Raw genomic sequence first — 22,390 nt, forward strand, 5'->3', positions numbered from 1 at the left:
CCTTACCAAAGAATTCATTACTGCTCTCTTTACCTCTTGATATAGCCAAGGCACCCTGAAAGCTGTTCTTCCCGAACCACTCTGCTTTTAATCCTTCAAAACGACTGGTATAGTTCATGAATTGGGTGTCATCAAAAGCAATATCCAGATCACCAAAAGAGATCTCATATTCATTACCGTAAAGCTTGATATATATCTGATCCAAACTACTCAGCTCTCTTGTATCACCTTCTGGTGTTAGTGGAGATTGGCTATCAGAAAGTTGGGCTCTGATCCTGAGATTACGTCGTAATTCACCATCAATCCGCAAAAAGAGGGATTGATGGATATTGAAATCCTCATCACTCGCTACTGAAACTGTGATAGTTTTACTGCCGGAAATATTGAGCTGAGTATCGGGAAACTCTAAACGAAATCTGTCTCGCCCTGTTTGGATAACCTGCAGAGTATCACTGTAATCATAACTTATGTAATAGTAAAATTGCCGATTGATATCTTCAGGTATAATCGAATACTCTATCTCTGCTGAATCAAACTCCAGCATAGTTTCCTGAAAGGAAATAATACCTAACTCATAATCTATCTGATATTCTTCATCTCTCTGTAAAGCTTTCTCCTCTATATATACTTTTTCAGAGTTCCTGATGATGTTTGAATTATTTAATTGAAATCTGAGATATCCTTCTCGGAAACTAACCTGTTCAGTTCTTAGAATTGGAGAAAAATACCGCCTTAACTCAGTACTTTGCCCGACTTCTTGCTCTTCTGATGATAGTTGGCTTTGGGTAATAAACAGAATTCCAAATATAAGTACAATGAATAGCAGTATTGTAATAGTGTTTTTCTGATAAGGTATTATCACTTAATTATCAATAAAATACGATTTGGTAATCTACTAATTTCTGGTTATTGTAGGTAAATTTTGCTGAAAAGGCCTGAGGTTGTTGTAACCATTTCATAAAGATGTAGTCACCTTCCCAAAGACTGAGTTTGTCCAGTTTATCATCATCTATCCAACATAAATCACCCTCAGGAGAATCGATCATCTCTCCCTGAAAATCATCTGATATGAAAACAAAGACGTACCAGTCTTCAATATTGTCAAACTCCGGAAAGGTAATAAACCCCTTTAAACTGATTTTCCCTAATACATACCCGGATTCTTCTTTTACTTCTCTACGAACACACTCTTCGGGAGTTTCCCCAAGATGAAATTTACCACCCAAACCATTCCATTTCCCCTGATGTATATCATTGGTCTTCTTGTTTCTGTGGATCATTAAAGTCTGCCCTTTACGGCGAAGATAACACAACGTCGCTAATTTCATTAGTATTATCTGATCTAAACTAATTATCCAATCAATACTCTAACGGCAATAGCAACCAAAGAACCAAATAAACTATGATCCCAAATCCACTTGTTAACAGAGTTACAACAATGAAGATGATCCTGACTATGCTGACATCAATACCAAAGAATCGCTCCATGCCGGAACAGATCCCTGCTATCATTTTCCCCTTGTTATAACGGGTTAGTTTGCGAGATGCTTCCTCTTTTGGTGTTACATCTATTTCCACAACAGCATCTTTTTCACATCTCGGTAGAACTATCATTAAGATCAGATAAGCCAGTAGGCCGATTCCTCCAAAGAATGTCACTACAATGAAGATTATGCGTATCAGTATGGCATCAATACCAAATGTTTCCGATAAACCACCGCAAACACCTGCTATCATCCTATTAGTCGTTGATAAATGTAGCTTTTTGATGATGACCTCCAAACAAGTTTTTTAAGCTTTTCTAATTATTCTCATTCTATTTGTCAATGATTAGTTTTCTTAGCAACCTATCTTCTAAACTCGGATATCAGGTTGCGAAATATTTATAGTAACAACTAAAACAGTTTCTCATTATTACAGATGTTCTCACTGATATTAAACTATTATGGTACTGTAAGGAGTAGCGATTAGTGAATTAGCTTGTCATAAATAGCAATAAAACTCAGTGCATTCACGAAACTGGTTGACACTATCATTAAAAATCGTTTTTTAGTCTTCAATAGCTACAAGAAGAAACATGGAGGTATTATGTTTAGAATCTTGCTTATAATGGTAATAGCAATGGTTGCAATGATATGCTATGCCGATACGGAAAAAACGGTCAGAGTAGTGATCTTCGAGACAAATCAAGGCAATATAGAAATGGAACTCTATCCCGAAGTAGCTCCCGGATTAGTAGAGAACTTTCTTAAATTGAGTAGTGAAGGTTTCTATAATGACACCTATTTTCACCGCGTAATTCCGCAATTTATGATCCAAGGTGGTGACCCAAACACTAAAGACGGCAATCGAGCTAACGATGGTCAAGGTGGTCCCGGTTACCGTTTACCAGATGAGATCAGCGCGAAAGCTTTTGGTTTCGATACCCTGCTCGTAAAGGATTCTTTTATGGCTAATCAAGTCCCCAGAGATCATCCCGTTAGCAATATGACCGTAAAAGAGCTGTTAGAAAACCAAGGTTATACTTTCAATGATGACCTGCCATCTCTACCTAATGCATATTCATATATTTCTATGGCAAATGCCGGTCCTAATACAAACGGAAGCCAATTCTTCATTATCACTGCAGAGGATGGAGCACCATGGCTTGATGGAAAACATACAGTAATTGGTAAAGTTGTGAATGGAATGGATGTCGTCCATAAAATAGAAAATCTTCCGCGGGATTCTCGAGATAACCCATTAGAAGATAATCAAGCAATAGTAAACAATGTAACTATTAAATAGAAAAAGTTTATTGAACTATAATAGTCACCGGGAGTATAATTTTCTTTATGCTCCCGTTTTTTTAACTCGAATTCCTCTTTCGGAGACATTTAACTAACAGATACAATCCTTTATCGATCAAAATGCCAACAACACCCATAATAATCAGATAAACAATCATCTCTTCGTAAAAGAGTAAATAACGAAAATCTAGTAATCTATATCCTAAACCGACTGCAGTACCCAGCATTTCAGCAGCAATGACAACGGTCCAACCTAAACCCCAGAGGATCCTGAAAAAGTTAATTAGTGACACCATGATCAAAGGTAGTTCAATATGATAAAAAAGTTGCCAACTTTTAGCCCCGCATACTTTCGCTTCATCCAGATAATCACGGTCAATATCGGCAAACATTTCTCTGATAGCGATTAAAGCCGGGAAAAAGAGTGTCACCAATAAAATAAAGGATACTGGTCTTTCACCCAAACCAAACCAGATTATTGCAAAAGGAAACCAAGCAAAAGGTGATATATGCCGAATGAAGTTCACACCGGGAAGTGTTATCATACGAATAAAACTTATATGATTTAAAAGCCAACCTCCGATTATAGCTAATGACCAAGCAATCAGGGAGATTAATGTCACTCTTAGGAACGTATAAATAAGATCCTGAATCATTGTTGAGACAGAAACTCTTAATCCGGTAAATGCCTCGAGATTAAGATTCAGAGAGATCATTAATAAAGCTATGATCAGGATGATAAAAAGCAATGCCCAGAGATTGTAATAAACTATCTTGTTATTCAACTTCAAAGAAATCATAATAAACCTCTTGTGATGATACTGTGGCTCTTAAATATCCTAATTCCAACATCTTGCGGGCAACTTTTTCTTGAAATTCTTTCCCTGACGGTTCTAACCCGAGTTTGAATTTCTGTTGTTTTAGTGTTTTTTCTGCAACATCTCTTGCTAAACCAAAGTTGCTCATAATAGTTTTTATTCCCTGATCAGAATCACTTTCAAGTATCTGACAACCTATCTTAACTCCTTCTAAAAATCTTTCTATCTGCTCTTTCTTATTTACTAAGCTATCCTCATATACCAAGATATCACAACAAGGGTGCTCAGGGTAGAGTTCACTATACCAGAGCAGTATATGAAAATTATCATCGAAATGAAACAGAGGTGGAACATAAAAGCTTAAAGCATCAACATACCCGTTTTGCAGAGCAGTGGCCATTTCTGTCGGAGTACGAAAATAGATGACTTCAGGCAATATATTGTAATCATCTAGTAACATTTGGAAAAAGATATCGAGAGTAGAAGCCCTTAACACACCTAACTTTTTCCCATCGAGATCATTTATAGCAGTTATATTACGGTGAGCTATTATGCCATCACTTTCTCTCTCCAGAAATGATATTATTTTTACTTTTCTCCTTTCTGATACTGCTTGCCAAGCGTAAGTAAAGGGCATAATAGCCAGATCTATCTTGCCATTGATCAAAGCTTCATTTGCTTCCCAACCGGAAGAGAAGCGATGAATTTTAATTTCATTATCATTTATAAGACCCTCATCCAAAGCTATCAACAAAGAAAGATGATTGGTAGAAGGGGAAATTATTCCCACTTGAAGTATATCCATTTTACTAGAACAACTAATCATGAGTAACGAAATCATTATTATTGATCCGAGCATATATTTTTTTTTCATCACTTTCTCCAATAAAAAAAGAGCCACCTTAACTTAACAGTCAGGGTGGCTCTTGAATTATTTAAGGCCTAGGGCTTTACTGTTTTTTTATTAATTATCTATCTAACGCTTCAATAACGTTTCTGATTATTGCTAACGCTTCTCGTAAGTCTTTTTCTTCTATTACCAGAGGTGGAGCTAATCGAATTATATGTTGGTGAGTAGGTTTACACAGAACCCCACTCTCCTTTAACTTCACGCAGATATCCCAAGCTTCGATACCATCTTTTGGCTCAGTTTCTATAGCATTCAATAATCCCTTACCTCTTACTTTAACTACACGATCGGATTGAATCTTATTCAATTCCTCTCGGACGATCTTACCCAGATATTCCGATTTTTTTACCAGATCTTCATCTCGAACCACTTCTAACGCTGCTTTGGCTACTGCGCAAGCTAAGGGGAATCCTCCAAAGGTAGAACCATGTTGACCCGGCTTTATAGTGAGCATTATTTCTTTGCTGGACAATACTGCAGAAACAGGAAGTACTCCACCGGAAAGTGCTTTCCCTAATATCAGGATATCAGGTTTAACTTCTTCATAATCACAGCATGATAATCTTCCAGTTCGAGCGATACCGGTCTGTATCTCATCAGCTACAAAGAGGACATTGTGTTTCTTGCATAGATCATAACATGCTTTAAGATATCCTTCATCGGGAACGAAAACACCTGCTTCTCCCTGTATTGGTTCTACAAAAAAGGCACAGATCTCCTCTCCCTGATACTCCAACATGTTTGCTAATGCTGCTATGTTATTATAAGGAATTACTTCTATCCCCGATAAGAAAGGTCCAAAATTCTCTCTACAAGTTAAGTCAGTAGAAGCTGAAATAATAGCGATTGTTCTACCATGAAAATTGTTTTCACAAAAGACTATTTTAGCTTTTCCTTGAGGGATTCCCTTTTTCTCATAACCCCATTTACGGCTTAACTTCATGGCAGTCTCTACACCTTCAGCACCTGTGTTCATCGGTAAAACCATCTCAAATCCAAAAAATTCTGTGATAAATTTTTCATACTCACCTAATTTGTTGTTAAAGAAAGCTCGTGAAGTTAAGGTCAGTACCTTTGCTTGTTCTATCAAGGCATTGACTATCTTCGGATGACAATGTCCCTGATTGACAGCTGAATAAGCAGAGAGAAAATCAAAGTACTTTTTCCCTTCAGGATCCCAAACAAAGGCACCTTCACCTTTTGCTATGACTACTGGTAATGGGTGATAATTATGGGCGCCATACCGCTCTTCCAAATCAATTGATTCTTGACTGCTGATCGTTCCATTGACCAAATCAGTGCTCATAAATTCCTCCATTGGTTTTTGACCATCATTTTTTTTAAGCTTCCCCTGTCAATCTATATAAAGTTTGTTTGATGATACCACGCTATATCTGATATGATACTAGCATGAACTGATCTTCATAAATTCATGGTCTATTCACTATATCTTTCTTCTAGGCGACTTCTAATCATCAAGTTAATATTTCTAATCTATCCTTAGTAACCCTACGAGTCGGCTAAGGCCGACTCGTCTGCTCCTCATAGGTAAATCACAATATATTACCTGTAAAACAGAGCAATTTCATCAAGTTAGTCTGAAGGGAATTGCTACAAACCAATTAAAAGTTCGATTTCTTTATCTCGGAGAGAATAATAATTGATCTATTTTATTATTGACGACATTCGCTCTGTTGCATTCGAGTTATTATATATGAACAGAGAAAAATCTTCTGGATACAAGAAAATATTATCATTTGCTATTGCCGCTTTAGTCATATTATTATTCGTGTTACGAAGAGTGATACTACGATTTTTTTTCTGAAGACATAATTGGCTATAGTTAGAAAATTCTGTCCATTATGATCTTTGACTCATTAATTTGCTTAAGTTAAGCAGATAACTGTTTTTTCTTGCCTAAAGAACACGATGAAAAAAAATAACTTTTAAATTCAAAATCATGAGGACGAGAATTAAACTGGAGAATTAATGAGAATATTACTGACAAATGATGATGGTATCTACGCACCAGGAATAATAGAATTAGCACATGCTTTAGAAGAATGTAACCATGAAGTTATTGTTGTAGCTCCTGAGATGGAACGAAGTGCGTCATCACATTCTATAACACTACATACTCCCTTAAGAATTATAGAAAAAAGTAAGAACCGTTTTGCAATTACCGGCAGCCCGGCAGATTGTGTGATCTTAGCTCTGGAAGTTATCTTAGATAATGGCTGTGATCTAGTCATATCAGGAATAAACAACGGTCCGAATATGGGTGAAGATATTCTTTATTCCGGTACGGTAGCTGCAGCGATAGAAGCAATGTATTTCGGATATCCGGCAATAGCAGTATCCCTCAATTCCCGTTCGAGTGAGTTTTTCCCTACTGCTGCTCAGGTTACATGTAGCTTGCTACGTCAAAATATCCACCAGCTGATACAACGATATGAGATCTTGAACATTAATATTCCATCTAGCCCGTTGTCGGAAGTTAAAGGATATCTATTGACTAAAACCGGGCATCGGCGCTACAAAGAATTTGTCCATCAACAAGAGGATCCTCGTGGTCGGAAAATTTACTGGATAGGTGGTGATAAACCTGAGTGGCTGATAGAAGAAGAAACAGATATTGCAGCAGTCGCTAACAGTTATGTATCCATTACTCCTGTATCACCTAGATTCACTAATTACTCATCCTTTGATAGGATTCAGGATTGGTTGAGAAATATTGAAACTAATAACTGATTTTCTTTATTAAAAGTAACTTAAGATTAGATTTAGAACGAGCCCTTATGAAATTCGAAGATCAAAGAAAGAGAATGGTTGAAAATCAGATCGCCGCAAGAGGTATAAAAAACCCGGAACTTTTAGCAGCATTTCTCAAAGTTCCTAGACACCTCTTTGTTCCTGAAGAGTATCGTAATTACTCCTATCAGGATCATCCTCTAGGCATAGGTCAGGGACAGACCATATCCCAACCTTATATTGTCGCTATGACTTTGGATTTACTCTGTTTAAGTAAAGAGGACATAGTTTTGGAGATTGGAACCGGTTCGGGTTATCAAACCGCTCTTATAGCCGAAATGGTAAAAGAAGTATACACTGTTGAACGCATACCTGAATTATTAATGAATGCTCGTATTATTTTAAAAGGCATGAATTACGATAACATTCATTTCAGGGTTGGTGATGGAACTAAAGGATGGGAAAAAGCATATCCACCATGTAGTAAATTCAATAAAATTGCCGTCTCAGCAGCAGCCCCCCATGTACCTGAATCACTAATCTTGCAATTAGCTGAAGGTGGCAAATTAGTAATTCCCGCAGGAAACCGTATGTTTCAGGAGTTGCTGCTTGTGGAGAAGCAAGGTGATCAGATAATTAAAAAGAGCTATGGAGGATGTACTTTCGTGCCTCTCATAGGAGAAGAGGGTTGGAAGAATGATTAATAAGCAACTTCTCTGCTTTCTTGTTTTCATCATTTCACTAACTCTGCTTAATGGGGAATACGGTTCGGATTATATCATACCTGAGCCAGAAGAAGTTCAAGATGTCGAATTCGCTAAATCTTTCGTTCAAAAAGAAATAGTAGATAAAATTAGAGATATATTCTCACCGGAGTTAACAGTCTTTCTTATTTCAATGTTACCTGTGTTTGAACTACGGGGTAGCATACCTATTGGCATAAATTATTTCGATCTCAATCCACTATTAGTCTTTACGATTAGTATTGTGGGTAATATGGTGCCTATCTTTTTCGTGCTGTTGTTCTTAGATGGTATTACTAAACTCTTCTACAAAGTTCCTATATTGAGAAAGTTTTTGGAATTCATTTTTCGACGCACACATCATAGGAGCAGCATGGTTGAGAAGTATCAGGAGTTAGGATTAGTGATTTTTGTTGCGATACCTTTACCAATTACCGGTGCTTGGACCGGTTCGTTCGCTGCCTATCTCTTTGGTTTGAAATTTTGGAAATCAATCTTCTTCATCTTTTGTGGAGTATTGATAGCCGGTATAGTTGTAACAATTCTCAGTCTTCTCGGATGGATTGGAGCAATAATTGCCTTGACGGTTTTGTTAGCACTTTTTTTAAGAAAAGCTATGACGTTAATGAACATCAACAACATAAAAAAAAGAAATGAAGGTGCAGTATAATGGGTTTATTTGATAAGTGTTATAATTTTAAAGATGCAGATTGTATTCGATCTTTAGGATATTATCCCTATTTCAGAATTATCTCAACAGAACAAGATACAGAAGTAATGGTCAATGGTCAGAAGATGCTCATGATGGGTTCTAATAGCTATCTTGGTTTGACTAATCATCCACGCGTTAAACAGGCAGCTATTGAAGCAACAAAGAAATATGGCTCAGGATGTGCCGGCTCAAGATTTCTCAATGGTACTCTCGATATCCATATTACTTTGGAAGAAGAACTTGCCAAGCTTGTCGGTAAAGAATCCTCTTTGGTATTTGCTACAGGGTATCAAGCAAATTTGGGAGCGATAAGTGCCATCGTTGGTAAGAATGATTATATAATAACCGATAAATATGATCATGCCTCAATAATAGACGGTTGTCGCCTATCTTTTGGTGAAATGTTACGCTACAGTCACAATGACATGAACAGTTTAGAAAAAGTTCTGCAAAAAATTAATGGTGCTAACGCACTTATTGTTGTCGATGGAATTTTTAGTATGGAAGGTGATATTGCTGATCTACCCAAAATTGTTGAATTATGCCAGAAATACAAGGTCAATCTTATGGTTGATGAAGCACATTCCATTGGAGTCTTACATTCAACCGGTGCCGGAGCAGCTATGCATTTCGGTTGTACCGATAAATCTGATATCATCATGGGAACCTTTAGCAAATCCTTAGCATCAGTTGGTGGTTTTATAGCTGCTGATCAGAAGATAATAGATTATCTGAAGCACCATGCTAGATCTTTGATTTTTAGTGCTTCTCTTCCTCCAGCTTCTGCTGCCAGTGTTTTGGAAGCTCTGAAGATAATGAAAGAAGAACCGGAACGAATCGAAAAGTTATGGGATAATACTAATTTTATGATGGATTCGTTTCATGAGATGGGTTTCAATACAGGAGATTCATCTACTCCTGTTATCCCTCTTCATGTCGGAGAAATGATGGTTGCTTTTAAGATGTGGCGCCGGCTTGCTGAAGAGGGGGTCTTTGTCAATCCTATTGTACCACCTGCTGTACCGCCTAATAGTTGTTTGATCCGCTGCAGTTTTATGGCTACACACACCAAGCCACAGCTTGAACAAGCTCTCGACAAATTTAAAAAAATAGGAAAAGAATTAGGCATTATTTAACTCTTGCATTAAAGAGCATCTATCCAATCTTAATGTGATGAAAGATTTTCTTAGTCTGGCTTCAGTTCTAATAGACGAATAATTACCCGACAGACCATTCTACTCTCTATGAAATCATTGCATTTAAGGAACAATAATTGCTTTAATATATATAAGAAACATAGTATCATTTGGAGGAATTTTTACGTGAAATTCATAGTATTAACCATACTTATAGTTTGTCTTATTATCTTGGGATGTGCCAAGGCAAGTAATCCGGTATCGATAGATATTGTTCAGGAAGAGATACTTTACCCCACTGTTGGTATTCCACAAGATATGATAGTAACTGAAACAGCAATTTTTGTTGCCGAAGATCAAGCGGGATTCTCAATCTACGATAGAACTACAGAAAATTCTATTGTTAGAATTACATCACCGGATCCCTATTCATACTTTAGCAATATCAGACAATTGGCTTATGCTCCATATCATGACTACCTCTTTGTCATGGATAGATACGGTCCGGCTACTCTGCATCTGTACGATGTTAGTGATGTCTCCAATCCTGAATACTTAACCTATTATATAGGTCTGGACGTAGCTAATATTTATTATATGCAGGCGTATAGTGATGTCGATGGTGAAACCTTGATAGCAATTTCCAATACCAACAGCAAATTTCGTTACGGTACAATAGAAACGGCTAATTGGGAGATCGCCGAATATGCTATGCCTAACGCAGTTCGTAAATTTCATATTGTAGATCAATATGTATACTTAGCAGCTGCTCAGAGAGGTTTATATATTTTCGATTTAGAAAGCCGAACTCTCATATCCGAGTTAAATATGACTGGAGAAGCCTTAGATGTTAGGGTAAATGGTGATTATGCTTATGTAGTAGCGAAACAAGAAGGTCTCTTGATAGCTGATATTTCAGATAAAACCAATCCCGTTTGGATTGGTCAAATCAGTACAGTAGGTTGGGCTCAAGCCATTGATCTGGAGAATAACTATCTTGTTGTTGGTTCCGGTGGTGGTGGTGTCTATCTCTATGATATTAGTCATAATCCGGAACAACCGAAATTATTAGATCGCATTCCTAGTACTGTAGTTGACTATGTCCTACTCGTTGCATTAAAGAATTCAAAAATTTTCGTGGCAGGAAGATATAAAGGGATCAGTGTGTTTAGTATTAATCGCTAACTCGGTGTTAAGATAATTTACACCGATTAACCATTGGAGTTTACATATCAATCTAGAACAGAAAAAGATGAATTATAAAATTGACCAGAGATGAAAATGTTTAACTTGAAAACTAATTATCAAAGAATTACCACATTACAATACCACAGCAATAAAAACGATATTATCCGTTATATTAACAGACAATAGACAAAATTTGGAGCACAATATGAATAAAAACTATGTTCAGATCATTACACTAATAGTCATCACAGCTTTTTCAACACTACTAATCGGCAAAGAAACTTTCACGCTAAAACAGACAACTCAAGATTTTACTGAGATCGAGTTTCGACTTGAAGATTATGAATTTATTACGAATGAAGTTGATGGAGTAGATTATAAAAGATTCTATCATCCTGATGCTGGAATCTTAATGGAAGAAGGACTTCCGGAACTACCTGTTTTTTCTGCTACAATAGCTATACCTAACACCGGAACAGTATATATTGAAGAGATCGAGACATTAGATAGTATAACTTACAATGATATCAAAATATACCCTTCTCAAGGACCCGATATGTTCATCTCTCCTGAGAGGGGCTTCCTGAAGGATCATGATTTTTATGAAAGTAATGCCCAATATCCTCTAAAAACTTCTGAGATCAGTTCTCCTGTTATAATAAGAGATTTTCGCTTTGTAACTGTCTCGGTAACCCCGTTTAGATACAATCCGGCACAAGAAAAGTTGTTAGTAGATAGAGAAATCAGAATTCGTATAAACTATGATGATACTGTTGTTGGAGAGAATGAAATTACTGGTCCCTCCAGAAAGCTATCTCGAAGCTTTGAAAATATTTACCGTGGAATGTTTCTCAATTACGATGACCTCAGAGACCCTTCTTGGGAATATCAAGCACGTAGCATTTTAGTTGTATATCATAATAGTACAGCTTTAGAACCACTGGTTAATCAGTACGTAAACTGGAAACGTGATAAAGGATTTGAGATTACTGCTGTTAGTACTTTTGGTATGGGAACTGCTGATGCTATAAAAGCTTATATACAAAATGCTTATAACACTTGGGAAAATCCGCCAGAATATGTGCTCTTGATCGGGGGCGGTACCGGTTCTCATCAAATTCCTACTTTTACTGCTTATAGTGCTCAAGGAGATCATCCCTATGGCTTATTAGAAGGCAATGATGACATACCCGATGTTTTTGTGGGTAGATTACCGATCGCCAATGCTACTCAGTTAGCTGTTATCTGGGATAAGATCAGATTCTATGAGAGAGAACCCTTTCTTGGTAATACTGACTGGTATCGACATACTTTGTTAGTAGGTGATACAACAACTTCATCGGGTATTTCTCCTAAATTCGTGATGAAGTATATCAAAGAACTAATGGAATTTGAAAGTGATCAGTATCAATTTACGGAGCACTACTCAGGAAATGCTTCAAATGTTATAAATAATGCCTTTAATCAAGGAATAAACTTTTTCCCGTTCCGCGGGTATATAGGTATGGCAGGTTGGTCACCTAACGCTGATTTACTTAGTAATGGGTCAAGGATGCCTAACTGCTTTTTTATAACCTGTGCTACATTGAATTTTGATAATCAAAGTAAAACAGAAACCATAGTAAATATGGGAACACCCGGCGAACCGAAAGGAGCAGTTGCTGCTGTCGGTATGACGACTGCTTCAACCAGAACTACACCCAATAATGCCTTAGTTGGCGCTTTCTTTTATGGTATTTTTAACGAAGGTATCAGAACCATGGGAGAAACCTTAGCTCGGGGTAAGATATTTTTGCACCAGACTTATGGTATTGTCCATCCATCACTACCCCCACAACACACCCAAAAAGCAAGTTTGATGGGCGACCCTTCTATGGATATCTGGATTGATATTCCTAAAACTATGAATGTCTCATACGAAGATACACTACCTCTGGGAAGAAACTACCTTGACGTATTGGTCACTGACGGTGAAGGATTACCAATCGAAGATGGATGGGTTACTATCCGACAAGATGATGATGTTATTTTTGCAACAGGATATACAAACACAAACGGTGAAATTACTCACTTCTTCGATCCAGATAATAGCGGAGAAGTTAAAGTAACTGTTACCAAGCCCGATTATCTCCCTCATTTAGGGACTTTTACTCTGACCGGGGAATGGTCTGTTGCTTTGAATAATGTTGTTGTCAATGATCCCTTTGATGCAGGATCTAATGTTTCGATGATCTTAACTGTAAAGAACTTTAGGGACGAGATAGTTAACAATGTTGAAGGAATACTAACCAGCAATAATCCTTATGTAGAAATTATTGAAGGCATTTCTTCATTCGGTAACATAGCTCCCGGGTCTATAGCAGAAAGTGATGATACTTTTATTGTTCATGTCTCTTATGCTGCACCCAATAATATGCCGGTGATTTTTGACTTAACGCTTACAGATGCTTTAGAAAATAGCTGGACCAGTAAATTCTCTTTAAGGGTTAATGGTAGCCAATTGATACCCACTGCTATTCTCTTTGGCGATAATAATCATGATTATATCCCTCCGGGTGATGCTGGTATGTTGAGATTAACATTGCATAATACCGGTGAAGTAGATCTATCAGAAGTATATGGAGTAATTAGGACAAATAATCCATTGTTAGATATTTCAGATTCTTTGGCATATTTTGGCAATATAGCAACCGGACAATCTGTCACTTCTGCTCCAACAAACTCATTTATGATCTCTGCTTTGGAAGACCTTATAGTAGGTATGACCATAGAAGTTGAGTTATACTTGTACAATCATCTTGGATTTGAAGCTATTCAATCTAAAAAACTTCCAGTAGGTTTAGTTACGGTTACTGATCCATACGGACCATGTGATTACGGTTATTATATTTATGGAATGGAAGATGTGGATTATGAGTATGCTCCCGTATATGAATGGATAGAAATAGCTCCACAGTTAGGTGGTCCAGGCAGCAATACAGGATTAACTTCCGACTGGAATAACAATCAAAATGTAGTAACAAGAAACTTACCCTTTACCTTCCGTTTTTACGGTGTGGATTATGATGAAATCAGTATCTGTGCTAACGGTTGGATAAGTTTTGGAGTAACCGAACAAGCAACTTTTCGTAATTATATTCTCCCCGGACCTTTAGGACCGAGTCCTATAGTCGCAGCTTTCTGGGATAACCTAAGCTTATCGAGTGGTGGTGTCTATTTTTATGAGACTGACGATAAGTACATTGTTCAGTGGCAGAACGCTACAGTTCCTTCCGGCACTTCACCCAATACATTCCAGATTATCCTCTACAATCCAGAGTTAGATGAAACTATAGATGATGGTTTTATTAAAATTCAATACAAAGTCTTTAACAATGTTAACAGTGGAACTACTGGAGGTGATTGGTCAAACTATTGTACAGTTGGAATCGGTGACCATACGAGTAATGTTGGTTTGACTTATACTTTTTCCAACCAATATCCCACTGCAGCAGCACCTCTCAGTCATGAAAGTGCTATTATGATTGTTGGACCGAGAAACTACAGTGAACCTTTCCTCATCAGAGACAATATTGTTGTATTTGATGAAAACAACAATGGTGTTATAGAGGTTGGAGAAAACATCAAAATTGGTATCTATCTCAAGAATATTGGCTATGCACCTGCCACAAATTTAACTGGCATTCTCTCAACTACAAGTCCCTTTATGTCAATTGTTAACGATACTTCCGATTATGATGATATTGAATCGGGAATGGAGTTAGTTAATCAAGAATTCTTTGAATATAATGTATCACCTAATACTCCGGATGGACAAACAATTCAATTTGTTCTTAATGTTGTTGGTGATAACACTGATACATCCTTTCCTTTTTTCCTAACTGTTCGGAGACCAAGTGCGTATCTCAGTACTTATCTGGTTGAAGAGATTACTGGAAACGGAGATGGAATTATTGATCCGGGAGAAACAGCCAACCTGATTCTGCAGTTTACCAATCCATCATTATCTACTGTTAACAATGCCAACATTAGCGTATCAACTACTAATGAATATCTGACTATTAATAATCCCAATATAACTATTGGTGATATTCCTTCTAATCATAATCTTCAGACAGCAGTTAATATTGATGTTGATGTGAACTGTCCACCAGATGAGAAAGTATCGATAAATATTCATTTTAATGCTAATAATGTTTCTAACTTTACTAAAGAGTTGTTTTTGGGGATTTCATTGGAAGACATCTTTAATGATTTTGAAGCCAATGATGGTGGTTTTATTAGTAACAACACTGAAGGTTGGCAGTGGGGTGAACCTACTATTGATGCCTTTTCAGGATCTAAAGTCTGGGGTACTGTGTTAGATGGTAATTATGCTGATGCTGCTTCTTGGACACTCGATACACCTACTTTTTTAATAACTCCAACGACTTCATTATCATTCTACCACTATTTTAATATTGAAAACTATTGGGATGGTGGAAATGTTAAGATTTCTACTGATGATGGAGATAACTGGCAAATCATCTACCCTGAAGAGGGTTATTCAACAAATAGTATTAATTCAGGAAATTCCGGAATTCCCAATCAGCCTGCGTATTCAGGTAATAGTGATGGTTGGCAGGAAGCCGGATTTGATCTATCCCAGTATTTTGGACAGTTAGCTAATTTCCGTTTTCATTTCGGTTCCGGACCATGGGTAAATTATCTTGGTTGGTATATAGATGATTTCTTTTTAAGTGGCATGAATCAACTAACTTCAGTAATCTCTGGTCATGTTAACCTTCTGCGAAGTCCTCTTGCTGTTGATAATGTTATCATCACGGCTGGTGATTATTCAGTTAAACCCGATTTGAATGGTAATTATAAACTTGTCGTTCCAGCTGGAAATTATCTTGTAACTGCACATTTACCATTTCATTATGAAGACACTGAATATGATGTCTCTTTAGGAGAACTCGAATTTCTGACCGACTATGATTTTACATTGCTTTACCTTACACCACCGGAAAATCTGAGATATACACTAAATGAAGATAATCTGACTGTAGATTTATTATGGGATTATGAACCTTTGCCGGATACATCAACACGTAGTGGTAGAGACATTCCCCGAGATGATGACTACTATTTTACTATCTACAGACAGGAGAACAGTGGTTACTTTACTGAATTGACAACAACACTCGAACTAAGCTATACTGATCTGATACCAAATGCTGATAATGTTTACCGCTATTACATAGTTACCGAATATCCGTATGGGAGTAGTGATAGATCCAATATTGTAGCAACAGATAGTCCTTACTATGATGTTGATGAGGATGTTCCCGTTGTCTATGAATTCAGACTAAGACAAAATTACCCTAATCCCTTTAACCCTGTTACAAACATAGCGTTTACTCTTCCTCAGCAGGAGAGGGTTGAATTGAAAATATTCAATATCAAAGGTGAATTAGTTAAAACACTCATTAATGATACAATGGATACCGGTGATCATACTGTTCAATGGTACGGAAATAATAATCAAAACAGAAAAGTCAGTTCCGGCATTTATTTCTATAGTATTCAGGCAGGTCAATATAGAGATATAAAGAAGGCAGTACTTCTAAAATAGAAAGTTCACTAAACAAAGATTTATCAATGTTTTAGGGAGTTACTAATGAAAAGGATTATGATCTACATTGGTTTGATAGTGATTTTATTATGTTCATTCTCAAGAATGTTAGATGCACAACCCCTTTTCACTTCCTACCAATCAACAAAAGATTATATTGAAATTGAATTTGTTCTCGATAGTTATGACTTTGAAACGATTGAAGTTGATGGTTTCGATTATCAAAGAATAACACATCCGAAAGCTTCTTATCTGATGGAAGAAGGACTGCCGGAACTACCGGTTTTTACGACTTCTATCGCTGTTCCAGCAACTGGAAGAGTAGTTTTGACTAATATAACTGTTCTAGACTCCGAAATAGTCAATAATTATACGATCTTTCCATCTCAGGATTTTGAACTCGAAATATCTAAAAATGTTGGATTCCTTAAAGATGAAGCATTCTATGAAAGAGATATTACCTATCCTGATCTGATTACTGAGATCGTAACTCCGGCTGTGATGAGGGATATTCGTTTCGTTTCGGTTGCTGTCACGCCATTTAGATACAATCCTGCATTAGAAGAACTGGAAGTAAATAGGCATATTAGAATCAAAGTAGAGTTTGACCAAAGCCAACAGGGTGAAAATGAGATAAGCAAACCATATCGCAAATTATCACGTAGTTTCGAAAAGATCTATCGTAGTGTTTTTGTCAACTATGAAGAGTTTGTTGACCCTGCATGGGAATATCAGGCAAGAAGCATTTTGGTTATTTACCACCATAACTCAGTTATACAACCAATTGTTGATTTTTTTGTTAACTGGAAAAGACAGAAAGGATTTGAAATTACTGCTACAAATACCCAAAATCTAACAACTAATACAGCGATCAAAAATTACATTCAGAACGCTTATAATACTTGGGAACATCCACCAGAATACGTTATCTTGATTGGAGGAGGTAGTGGTACTTTTTCAATACCACCATTCTATGCCTATCCTAATTATGCCGGAGATCATCCTTACTCACTCTTAGAGGGGGATGATAATATTTCTGACGTCTTCGTTGGTAGATTACCTTTCAGTAATCAAGAACAATTGATGACTATCTGGAATAAGATAAAGAATTATGAAAAAGAGCCCTATCTGGATAACATGAACTGGTATAAAAATGCTCTATTAGTTGGTTCTCCTACCGGTTGGGGTATTTCAACGCTCTTTACTCCTAAATATGTGAAAGAGTTAATGCTTCTTTATGATCCTGACTTTACCTTTTCTGAAGTATATTATTCTCCTTTCCCTTCACAAATAAATGCAGCTCTCAATCAAGGTTCATTTGTTTTTAATTATCGTGGATATTACGGTTTTTCGAATTGGTCACCCAATGATCCTACTATGAATAATGGTTTAATGATGCCCTACTGTTTTTTCCTGACCTGTAATACACTTAACTACAGTAATAACAGTGAAACTGAAAGAATGGTCAACATAGGTACTCCTTTAGAACTAAAAGGGGGTATTGGTGCTATAGGGGTCAATACTTTAGAAAGTAAAACTGCCTTTAATAATGCTTTAAGTGGTTCTTTTACTTATGGTATATATAATGAAGGTATCAGAACTTTAGGTGAGACACTCGTTAGAGGCAAGATTTTCTTGCATCAGACTTATGATACAGTGCATCCAAGCCAACCACCACAGTTTTCTCATTGGGTTAATCTAATGGGCGATCCATCTATGGATATCTGGGTCAATACTCCAAAGGAAATGAATGTTGCTTATGAAGAGGTTTTACCTTTAGGTACTAATTTCATTGAAGTGATAGTTACAGATCATCTCGGATTACCCCTTGAAGATGCATGGGTTACTATCAGACAGGGTGATGATGTAATTTTTGCAACCGGATATACTGATGAGAGTGGTTTTATTACACATTTCTTCAACCCTGATAATACCGGTGAAGTTCTACTAACAGTAACGAAACCTGATTACATACCTCATCTAGGTAGTTTTACCCTATCCGGAGAGCCGGCGGTCACTCTGTATAATGTTATTGTGAACAGCCCTATCAATGCCGGAGAAACTATATCTTTTCTAACTAACATTAAGAACTACCGAGATGAGACTGTATATAATATTGCTGGTTCAATTTCTACTGACACACCCTATATAGAGATTATTAACGGAACAACAAGTTATGGTAATATACAAGCTGGAGCCATAGCCGAAGGCGGAGAGGAATTTTCAATTTCCATCTCATTAGCCGCACCTAATATGTTCCCCGTAATTTTTTCACTCACATTAGAAGATGATCTGGGTAATAGCTGGCTTAGCAAATTCCTGTTTAAGATAAACGGCAACAGTCTCAAACCTATCGGTTTAATTATTGCTGACAGTCAGAATTACATTGAACCCGGTCAGACAGCTTTGATGCGGATGACCATCCATAATCAGGGGCAACTTGATATTGAAGAAGTTTTTGGTATCTTGCGGACAAATAATCCTCTACTCGATATCTCCGATTCAATCGCTTACTTTGAAAATATAGAAGTCGGTGGTACTGCAACTTCAATACCTGCTAACTCTTTTACTATCACTGCCTTTGATCAATTTATTCCTGGTATGACTGTTGATTTAGAAGTCTTATTCTATAACCATTTAGGATATGAAGCTTTAGAACCAGTAACTTTGCAAATCGGTCCTATTTCCGTGAATGATCCACTCGGTCCCTGCGAATATGGCTATTATATTTACGGTATGGAGGATACAAATTATGAGTTTGCTCCCGTATATGACTGGATTGAGATAGCACCTCAATTAGGAGGTAATGGTGTCAACACAGGATTACAATCTGACTATAATAATGTTCAAGATTTTACTGCTGTGAATTTACCCTTTACATTCAAATTTTATGGTGTTGATTATGACGTTGTGACTATATCTGCCAATGGCTGGATAAGTTTTGGATATACTCAACAAGGTACTTACCGCAATTGGCTACTTCCGGGACCTATGGGTCCTAATCCTATTGTAGCTGCTTTCTGGGATAATCTCAGTCTGGCACAGGGTGGGGTTTATACATATCATGATCAAGATAATGATGCTTTTATTATACAATGGCAAAATGCTCAGAATTTTGTTGGTTCTGCTCAAGAGACTTTTCAAATAATACTTTTTAACCCAGATTTAGAACCTACTATCAATGACGGTCTTATAAAAATTCAATACAAAATCTTTAATAATGTAAATAATGCGGCTGGTGGAATGTTTGGCAACTGGGGCAATTATTGTACCGTTGGTATTGGTGATCACACAGGTAATGTCGGATTAACTTATACTTTTGCCAATCAATATCCGGTTGCTGCTGGTGTCTTAACTCATGAAAGTGCTATCATGATCGTCGGACATCAGAACTATGGTGAACCTCTTTTAGTCAGACAGAGTGTGATAGTTTTTGATGAGAGCGAAAGTGGATACATCGATGCTGGAGAAAATGTAAAGTTAGGTATCTATCTCAGAAATATTGGATTGGCAACTGCTACAAACGTCTCTGCAACAATAAATACTACAAGTCCATATATAAACATACTACATGATTCTTCGCAATATTATGACATCTTCCCCGGTACTGAAGAGATAAACCGGGAATTTTTTGAGTTTAATGTTTCCGCAGCTACTGACAACAATTATACTGCAAACATGCAAATCAATATAACAACAGATAATGCCTCTTTCAGTTTCCCATTCCAACTTACTATTAGCCGACCGAGTCTGCAGATTATTTCTTATCTGATCGAAGAGATCGAAGGGAATGGTAATGGTATTATAGAACCAGGAGAAACAGTTAATCTGGTATTAGTTTTGAATAATTCATCGATGACTCCGGTAAGAAATGCTGCTTTTTCTGTCGAATCTTATAATGAGTATGCTACAGTCACTACTCCAAATGTCATTATCGGTGATGTACCTTCGAACACCAATCTGCAAAAAAATATCAGCATAACTTTTAATGAAGACTGCCCTGTTCAAGAAGTAATCCCTTTAGTTATTAATATTGATGCTGAGAATATTATCGCATACAGCAGAGAGCTATATATAGGTGTTGCTATGGAGGACATCTTCATTGATTTTGAAGATAATGATGGTGGGTTTGCTAGTAATAATGATTCTGGCTGGCAATGGGGTGAACCTTCAATAAACCCCTATTCGGGTGAAAAAGTCTGGGCTACTGTTCTCAATACTAATTATGCTGATTCTGCTAACTGGACTCTCGATTCACCTTCTTTCCTTATCACTCCCTTTAGTGAACTCATTTTTCAACATAACTATAACATAGAACACTATTGGGATGGAGGAAACATCAAGATCTCCACTGATGACGGAAATAGTTGGCAGATTGTTCATCCTTTTGGTGGATATCCTGTCACCACTGTCAATTCAGGAAACTCCGGTATCCCTAATCAACCGGCTTATTCAGGAAATAGTAACGGCTGGCAGGAAGCAACATTTGATCTCCAGCAATATTTTGGTAAACAAGTCCTTCTGAGATGGCATTTCGGCTCAGGGCCCTGGGTAAATGCTCCTGGTTGGTTTATTGACGATGTAATGCTTTCTGGAGCTAATCCATTATCCGCTACAATATCCGGATCTGTAGAATTGAACCAGAGCCCATTCTGTGTTAGTAATGCTTTAATTACAGCAGGAGATTATTCGGTAAGACCGGATATAGCCGGCAATTACACTCTCATTGTGCCAGCAGGGAACTATACAGTATCTGCCCATTTCCCTTATCATTTTACAGATGTAACTCATAATTTCGAGATCTCTGATCTCGAACTCATTCAAAATAAAGATTTCTCTCTACAATATCTAACTCCTCCTGAAAACTTGGAATTGACCTTCAATGAAGATGATAACAGTACAGAATTAAATTGGAGCTATAACCCTCTACCGATGTCTCGTTCTGATGATTCTAGAAAACTATCTAGAGAACAACAGACTACTTTCTCGGTTTTCAGACAAAGAGATAGCGGTATCTTCACTCTTATCGCTAATACTACAGAACAAACATTTTCTGAATTTATTCCAATACCGCAAAGCATTTATAGATACTATGTAGTAGCTCTATATCCAGAAGGTAACAGCGATAAATCCAATACCGTAAGCACTGATGACGAATATTTTAATATTGAAGAAGATGACCTGACATCTCCCTGCTTTGCTTTAAGTCAAAATTATCCCAATCCCTTTAATCCGGTGACAAATATCGCTTTTTCCATACCAGTACAGGAAAGAGTTCAATTAAAAATATTCAATATAAAAGGAGAACTGGTTAAGACGCTCCTCGATGATATCTTACCCGCAGGAGATCATATCATCCAATGGAATGGTGTTAATAACAACAACCGACCAGTTAGCTCAGGAATCTACTTCTACCAAATTCAAGCAGGTACATTCAGAGAAACCAGAAAGGCACTGCTGCTAAAGTAATTCATACAACCCAACTCTCTCGAACCCTCTTTTGACATTTTGAAGGATCAGAAGTAGCCACGAGGAAATGTTTTCCTCGGTTCGAGCTGAGTGAAGCGTAGTCGAGACATCCCATCACTGATATTGTTAAGCAAATATATATTTTGTTTTGGACTTGAAAATACTCTCCATCCCACATAATTCACTATCGAAACTCTTTCTCAAGTCAAGAAGACAGTAAATTGTTGCTGTTAAAAAACGGGGCATGTGAATTCTAA

General features: G+C 37.1%; 14 protein-coding genes. 8 read left to right on the plus strand and 6 right to left on the minus strand.

Annotated elements, in window-relative coordinates; genetic code table 11:
* The 3 genes from K0B81_07515 to K0B81_07525 all read right to left on the minus strand — a co-directional run.
* On the minus strand, positions 1–862 hold an 862-nt coding region (locus K0B81_07515; protein ID MBW6516444.1), incomplete at its 3' end, for a hypothetical protein.
* Positions 863–869: 7 nt separating this feature from the next.
* Positions 870–1,328, minus strand: coding sequence for an 8-oxo-dGTP diphosphatase (locus tag K0B81_07520; GenBank protein ID MBW6516445.1), 459 nt, complete (start codon positions 1,326–1,328; stop codon positions 870–872).
* Between the two features lie 31 nt (positions 1,329–1,359).
* Positions 1,360–1,737 (minus strand): PspC domain-containing protein, encoded by a 378-nt coding sequence (locus K0B81_07525; GenBank protein ID MBW6516446.1) that lies wholly within the window; start codon positions 1,735–1,737, stop codon positions 1,360–1,362.
* A gap of 393 nt (positions 1,738–2,130) precedes the next feature.
* On the opposite strand from K0B81_07525, the gene K0B81_07530 reads away from it, so the two are divergent.
* The gene (locus tag K0B81_07530) at positions 2,131–2,787 is read left to right on the plus strand and encodes a peptidylprolyl isomerase (GenBank protein MBW6516447.1); all 657 of its coding nucleotides are present in this window, start codon (positions 2,131–2,133) and stop codon (positions 2,785–2,787) included.
* A 61-nt stretch (positions 2,788–2,848) separates the two neighbouring features.
* Here K0B81_07530 and K0B81_07535 read toward each other — a convergent pair whose 3' ends face one another.
* The 3 genes from K0B81_07535 to rocD all read right to left on the minus strand — a co-directional run bounded on the left by K0B81_07535 (position 2,849) and on the right by rocD (position 5,823).
* A complete protein-coding gene (locus K0B81_07535) occupies positions 2,849–3,589 on the minus strand; it encodes an ABC transporter permease subunit (GenBank protein MBW6516448.1) in 741 nt (246 codons plus the stop codon).
* Positions 3,567–4,481, minus strand: a complete 915-nt coding sequence (locus K0B81_07540) for an ABC transporter substrate-binding protein (protein MBW6516449.1) — start codon at positions 4,479–4,481, stop codon at positions 3,567–3,569. Before K0B81_07540 ends, K0B81_07535 begins: the two co-directional genes overlap by 23 nt.
* 94 nt (positions 4,482–4,575) lie before the next feature.
* Positions 4,576–5,823, minus strand: coding sequence for an ornithine--oxo-acid transaminase (gene rocD / locus K0B81_07545; GenBank protein ID MBW6516450.1), 1,248 nt, complete (start codon positions 5,821–5,823; stop codon positions 4,576–4,578).
* Positions 5,824–6,506: 683 nt separating this feature from the next.
* On the opposite strand from rocD, the gene surE reads away from it, so the two are divergent.
* The 7 genes from surE to K0B81_07580 all read left to right on the plus strand — a co-directional run bounded on the left by surE (position 6,507) and on the right by K0B81_07580 (position 22,133).
* Positions 6,507–7,268, plus strand: a complete 762-nt coding sequence (gene surE, locus K0B81_07550) for a 5'/3'-nucleotidase SurE (GenBank protein ID MBW6516451.1) — start codon at positions 6,507–6,509, stop codon at positions 7,266–7,268.
* A gap of 47 nt (positions 7,269–7,315) precedes the next feature.
* Positions 7,316–7,972 (plus strand): protein-L-isoaspartate(D-aspartate) O-methyltransferase, encoded by a 657-nt coding sequence (locus tag K0B81_07555; protein MBW6516452.1) that lies wholly within the window; start codon positions 7,316–7,318, stop codon positions 7,970–7,972.
* Positions 7,973–8,165: 193 nt separating this feature from the next.
* Positions 8,166–8,681, plus strand: a complete 516-nt coding sequence (locus K0B81_07560; protein ID MBW6516453.1) for a small multi-drug export protein — start codon at positions 8,166–8,168, stop codon at positions 8,679–8,681.
* Complete coding sequence (locus tag K0B81_07565) at positions 8,681–9,859, plus strand: pyridoxal phosphate-dependent aminotransferase family protein (protein MBW6516454.1); 1,179 nt, start codon at positions 8,681–8,683, stop codon at positions 9,857–9,859. The genes K0B81_07560 and K0B81_07565 overlap by 1 nt, the downstream gene beginning before the upstream one ends.
* Positions 9,860–10,045: 186 nt before the next feature.
* A complete protein-coding gene (locus K0B81_07570) occupies positions 10,046–11,044 on the plus strand; it encodes a hypothetical protein (GenBank protein ID MBW6516455.1) in 999 nt (332 codons plus the stop codon).
* A gap of 208 nt (positions 11,045–11,252) precedes the next feature.
* Complete coding sequence (locus tag K0B81_07575; protein MBW6516456.1) at positions 11,253–16,664, plus strand: immune inhibitor A; 5,412 nt, start codon at positions 11,253–11,255, stop codon at positions 16,662–16,664.
* Between the two features lie 45 nt (positions 16,665–16,709).
* Positions 16,710–22,133: an immune inhibitor A gene (locus tag K0B81_07580; GenBank protein ID MBW6516457.1), complete on the plus strand. Its 5,424-nt coding sequence runs from the start codon at positions 16,710–16,712 to the stop codon at positions 22,131–22,133.
* Positions 22,134–22,390 lie beyond the last annotated feature (257 nt).

This window comes from Candidatus Cloacimonadota bacterium, from assembly GCA_019429305.1.
Taxonomy (GTDB): domain Bacteria; phylum Cloacimonadota; class Cloacimonadia; order Cloacimonadales; family JAJBBL01; genus JAHYIR01.

Excerpts from the sequence above, each read along its gene's own strand:
- K0B81_07530 (MBW6516447.1), top strand. The coding sequence starts at position 2,131 with ATGATATGCTATGCCGATACGGAAAAAACGGTCAGAGTAGTGATCTTC.
- rocD (MBW6516450.1), bottom strand. The coding sequence starts at position 5,823 with ATGAGCACTGATTTGGTCAATGGAACGATCAGCAGTCAAGAATCAATT.
- K0B81_07580 (MBW6516457.1), top strand. The coding sequence starts at position 16,710 with ATGAAAAGGATTATGATCTACATTGGTTTGATAGTGATTTTATTATGT.
- surE (MBW6516451.1), top strand. The coding sequence starts at position 6,507 with ATGAGAATATTACTGACAAATGATGATGGTATCTACGCACCAGGAATA.
- K0B81_07540 (MBW6516449.1), bottom strand. The coding sequence starts at position 4,481 with ATGAAAAAAAAATATATGCTCGGATCAATAATAATGATTTCGTTACTC.
- K0B81_07560 (MBW6516453.1), top strand. The coding sequence starts at position 8,166 with ATGTTACCTGTGTTTGAACTACGGGGTAGCATACCTATTGGCATAAAT.
- K0B81_07520 (MBW6516445.1), bottom strand. The coding sequence starts at position 1,328 with ATGAAATTAGCGACGTTGTGTTATCTTCGCCGTAAAGGGCAGACTTTA.
- K0B81_07555 (MBW6516452.1), top strand. The coding sequence starts at position 7,316 with ATGAAATTCGAAGATCAAAGAAAGAGAATGGTTGAAAATCAGATCGCC.
- K0B81_07525 (MBW6516446.1), bottom strand. The coding sequence starts at position 1,737 with ATGATAGCAGGTGTTTGCGGTGGTTTATCGGAAACATTTGGTATTGAT.
- K0B81_07575 (MBW6516456.1), top strand. The coding sequence starts at position 11,253 with ATGAATAAAAACTATGTTCAGATCATTACACTAATAGTCATCACAGCT.
- K0B81_07535 (MBW6516448.1), bottom strand. The coding sequence starts at position 3,589 with ATGATTTCTTTGAAGTTGAATAACAAGATAGTTTATTACAATCTCTGG.
- K0B81_07565 (MBW6516454.1), top strand. The coding sequence starts at position 8,681 with ATGGGTTTATTTGATAAGTGTTATAATTTTAAAGATGCAGATTGTATT.